Here is a 4,388-nt window from a genome sequence, read left to right as displayed (position 1 = left end):
AGCAAGGAACTGAAGCCGACGGGCAGACATTCCGGGAATTCCGAAAGAACCTCGAACCCACACTCAAAAAGAAAGGCTGGTGGGGAAAAGAACAGATCATCGACAAGAAGACCGGTGAAGCAAGGATCGTGCAGCTCGGAAGTCCCTGGCGCCTGGGCACCATCTACAGCACCAACATGAAGTCGGCCTACAACGCCGGGTGCGAGGAGTTCTTCCAGAAAAACAAGGCCAACCGCCCCTACGGCCAGTTCGTCGCGGTCATGAACGCGGAGACAAGGAAGATCGTCGGTGCCGGGAAAACCCAAGAAGTCAGGATATACGCGGACAGGAAGACCCACGTCAGGAAAGCCCACCACGACATAACCGCGAGCGATTTCCTTAAGGTGCAGGACATGCTGGACAACGGAGAGATTCTCCCCAATCCCGGCAGGGAAGCGGACGTGCTCCTAGCCAGGAAGATAGGCGACACGCATTATCTCATCCCCCTGCAGGTTGGAAAACGGGGAGGGAACCAGCTTTCTTTTTTTCGGCTAGATCAGGGCGAGAAGGACAGGGAGAAACTCAGGAAGCGCGGAAAAGTGCTGAGGAAAGAAAAAAATTAAGGGGTCGCCGGGTTCCCTTTGGCACGCGCGAGAGGACTCGCATTCCCTCTCCTGCCTTCTCAGGGGCGACTTTGTCGGGCTCCAGGATTGCCTCTATCCGTAACGGCGTCCGAGATTTTGCCGCACGCGCTTGGGACAGAGTCTACATGGAGAGAGAGTGAAGTCAAATAAAAGGCACGGTGATTCCGTTCTGTAGAAAAAGCAGGGTTTATCCGTGCGATGACGAAAAAAGGGGAGCAAGAATGGTTGTGAAACAGGAAAAACCGCCTGGAAAGCCGCTAAGAAAGGAATGAAAAATCGTTCTGTTATGGATAAGGATTGCGCAAATTCAAATTCTACAGGCGCTTAATCTAGAACGGAAGCACCCTGGTATCAAGGCGGGATTAATTGACATTACCGTGAAGAGTCGAATGATATAGGGTATAGTATTCAGGTTAGGTACTGATTAAGGAAGGTAACAATCCATGGCCAGAATTACAATTGAAGACTGCTTAGAGAAAGTTGAAAACAGGTTTGCTCTCTCCATCGCAGCGATGAAAAGAGCAGGCCAGATATCCAAGGGAGCTACCGTGGTGGCGTCTGAGAACGATGACAACAAACATGTTGTTTCGGCGTTAAGAGAGATAGCCGAAGGAAAGGTAAACGTCATATATCCCAAGGATAGAGATAATTACTGATTGCGCACGTAGCCCCGTGCGGTTTTAACCCGCGCACAGCGAGGTAACCATCTTTTTATGCTCTCGGTAGGCATAGACGCGGGAGGAACTTTCACCGATTTTGTTTTCTTCGATGGAAAGGAAATATCGGTAAACAAGGTTCCTTCCACTCCCCGTGATCCTTCGATAGCAGTACTGAACGGGCTTAAAACCCATCCCGTTGAGTTCTCCCATATATCGGAAATCATTCACGGAACCACCGTGGCCACGAATGCTCTTTTGGAACGGGAAGGGGCAAAGACCTGCCTTGTCACCACAAGGGGTTTCGAAGACGTAATCGAGATCAGGCGACAGAACAGGGAGAAACTGTATGATCTGCTATGGAGTCCGGCCGTCCCTCTTGTGTCGCCGGAACTCAGGTTCGGGGTTTCCGAGAGAACGGATTACCGCGGTTGTGTGCTTGTCTGTCCGGATGAAGCTGAAGTAGAGAAAATAAAGGAGGAGATATCTTCTCTCGGCATTGAGGCGATAGCGGTCTGTTTTCTCCATTCGTACGCAAACCCCGAGAATGAACGCAGGGTTGCGGCTGCGCTTTCCGAACTCGGTATCCCGATTACCCTCTCCTCTGAGCTTGTCGCGGAATTCAGGGAGTATGAGAGGACTTCGACGACGGTTCTTAATTCCTATCTGATTCCAAAAGTGAACAAGTACATGCGTTCGCTCTCCCGTACCCTCGGGGAAAAATCTCTTTCCATCATGCAGTCAAACGGCGGGGTTATATCTGCTGAACAAGCGGCCGAGGAGCCCGCGAAAATAGTTCTTTCCGGTCCCGCCGGGGGAGTGGTCGGGGCGTTTGAGATATGCGCGCTCTCCGGGAGAGAGAAAATTATCACCTACGATATGGGGGGAACTTCGACGGACATATCTCTTTGCGACGGCAAAATAAGCTTTATGACCGAGAACACCCTGGGAGGCGTCGCGCTTAAGGTGCCGATGATAAACATCTCGACCATAGGGGCCGGAGGCGGTTCAGTCGCTTACATTGCCGACGGGGGCATCCTTAAGGTCGGCCCGAGAAGTGCCGGTGCCGACCCCGGCCCCGCGTGTTACGGGAAAGGCGTTTTGCCGACCGTAACAGATGCCAATATAGTTCTCGGGAGAATGGATCCCGGCTGGTTTCTGGGCGGCGAGATGAATATATACCCCGAAAGGTCCTTTGAAGCGATTCGCTCTCTCGCCCCGGATCATCCCACGGAGGAAGTCGCCGAATTCGTAATCAGGATTTCAAATTCAAACATGGAAAAGGCCCTACGCGTGATATCGGTCGGCAGAGGCTACGATCCGAGAGAATTTTCGCTTGTTTCATTCGGCGGCGCGGGAGGTCTTCATGCCTGCGAGCTTGCCCGCTCCCTTGGTATACGGGAGGTCGTGTTTCCCCGAAATCCCGGCGCACTCTCCGCCTACGGGATGCTTCTTGCCGATTCCTTCAGGGATTACGGAACCACGTTTTTCTCCTCGGCGGACGGGGATCATCTTAGGGAGACTGACGGAAAGTTCGCGGATCTCGAAAAGCTCGCGCGCGAGGATCTCGCAAGAGAGGACCTGAGGTTCGAAAGGCGTGTCGATGCGAGGTACCGAAGGCAGTCCCATGAACTGACTATTTCCTATAGTGATTCCATAGCTTCGGATTTTCACCGCGAGCATGAAAGAGTTTACGGATACAGGAAGGAATCTTCCACTGTCGAGATCGTAACCCTGAGACTCAGGGCCTATATGCCGGAGCGAAAAATAGATATTCCTCCCGCTTGCGCTGTGGAGGCGGAGCCTCGGTTCTTCACAAAGGATGTGATTTTTGAGGGCAAGAGCATTAAGGCCGGATGCTGCGAAAGGGAAAAACTCCTGCCGGGTTCTCAATTTGAAGGGCCCTGCATTCTCTATGAGAGAACCGCCACTGCTTTTATCCCTCCCGATACCGCCTGCGAAGTGGACTACTACGGGAGTGTTATAGTGACCCTTAACCCGTAAGAGTTTTTCTGATGGACATAAGAGAAGAAATAAGAAAGGTCTTGGACCATCCGGGAACCCGGCTTGATCCTGAAGAGGGGCTTCTGGCATCCGCCGTGCTGGTTATGGTCTGCGAGCGGGGCGGAGATTATGGAATATGGTTTATAAGAAGAACCGAATACAGGGATGATGCTTTTTCTGGTCACGTAGCCTTTCCGGGGGGAAAGAAAAAGCAAAGTGACGCGACTCTTCTTGATACGGCTTTTAGGGAAGCTGGAGAGGAGCTTGGTTTTGACGCCGGGAAGGAAGCAGAGATTCTCGGGGAAATGGATTTCGTGCGTCCCTACACTCCTTCCGTCAGACAGTATGCTGTAAAACCTTTTGTGGGAATGATAGATGCGGAAGTGGAGTTTGTTCCCAATTACGAGGTGTCGGAATTTTTCTGCGTCCCGGTTTCCCACTTGGTTAACCCAAAGAACAGGGATGTAAGGGAAAGAAAGCGGGATGGGAAGATAATAGATGATTACGTGTTTGCCTACCGCAATCACATAATATGGGGACTTACGGGGAGAATACTTAATGAATTCTTCAAGAAAACTTCGGAGTGTTTTCCGGGATGATGTTTAAATCCCCCTAATCATCGTGTAAGGGCACTTCTAAAAATTGGTTTGCAACTCAAGATTGCGGACAACTTCTCATTTTCCCTTTCAACTCAGGAGTTTTTTCATCATACAAAGTTGTTTTTGTCCTGTTTTCCGCGCCGGCAGAAGCAATTTTCTCCCTTTCACGACCATTTTCGCTTAAACCCCTCTTGCCGCCCCCTCAAGATAAACCAGCCGCCGCATGTTGTACACAAGATTCTTAAGCCCTATGTGCGCCCCGGCCCTCACAACTCCTATGCTCCTTAAAAGTCTCCCTCCCATATCGTTGCTCTGAGACCCGAACACATGCTCTGCCCTCACCACCGAGTAGATACTGTTGTCGTACTTCGCCCACCTTCCAAGCGGCCTGTTCCGGGAACCCTTGCGGTGAACATGGCTTCGGTACCCCCTCTCCTTAAGAACCTTCTCCATCTCCTTTGACCTGTAAGCGCTGTCTGCCCACACCCCTTCGCCGCTGTTATCCT

5 protein-coding genes are annotated in these 4,388 nt (G+C 51.5%); 4 read left to right on the top strand and 1 reads right to left on the bottom strand.

Translation table 11 applies throughout. The annotated features are described in order from the left end of the window. From OXG10_05100 to OXG10_05085, 4 genes are all read left to right on the top strand, one after another. A partial coding sequence (locus OXG10_05100; GenBank protein MCY3826741.1) for a hypothetical protein occupies positions 1–602 on the top strand: 602 nt, incomplete at its 5' end. A gap of 464 nt (positions 603–1,066) precedes the next feature. Continuing rightward, entirely contained in the window at positions 1,067–1,279 is a 213-nt protein-coding gene (gene rpoZ, locus OXG10_05095; protein ID MCY3826740.1) for a DNA-directed RNA polymerase subunit omega, read from the top strand. Positions 1,280–1,336: 57 nt separating this feature from the next. Next, the gene (locus OXG10_05090; protein ID MCY3826739.1) at positions 1,337–3,283 is read left to right on the top strand and encodes a hydantoinase/oxoprolinase family protein; all 1,947 of its coding nucleotides are present in this window, start codon (positions 1,337–1,339) and stop codon (positions 3,281–3,283) included. 11 nt (positions 3,284–3,294) lie between these two features. Further along, positions 3,295–3,882 (top strand): CoA pyrophosphatase, encoded by a 588-nt coding sequence (locus OXG10_05085; protein ID MCY3826738.1) that lies wholly within the window; start codon positions 3,295–3,297, stop codon positions 3,880–3,882. A 180-nt stretch (positions 3,883–4,062) separates the two neighbouring features. Here OXG10_05085 and OXG10_05080 read toward each other — a convergent pair. Next, the coding region (locus OXG10_05080; protein ID MCY3826737.1) for a transposase at positions 4,063–4,388 on the bottom strand (326 nt) is incomplete at its 5' end.

This window comes from Candidatus Dadabacteria bacterium (genome assembly GCA_026706695.1).
In the GTDB taxonomy this organism is placed as follows: domain Bacteria; phylum Desulfobacterota_D; class UBA1144; order Nemesobacterales; family Nemesobacteraceae; genus Nemesobacter.
The sequence above is the reverse complement of the archived record's forward strand: the minus strand, read 5'-3'. Positions and strand labels throughout refer to the sequence as shown.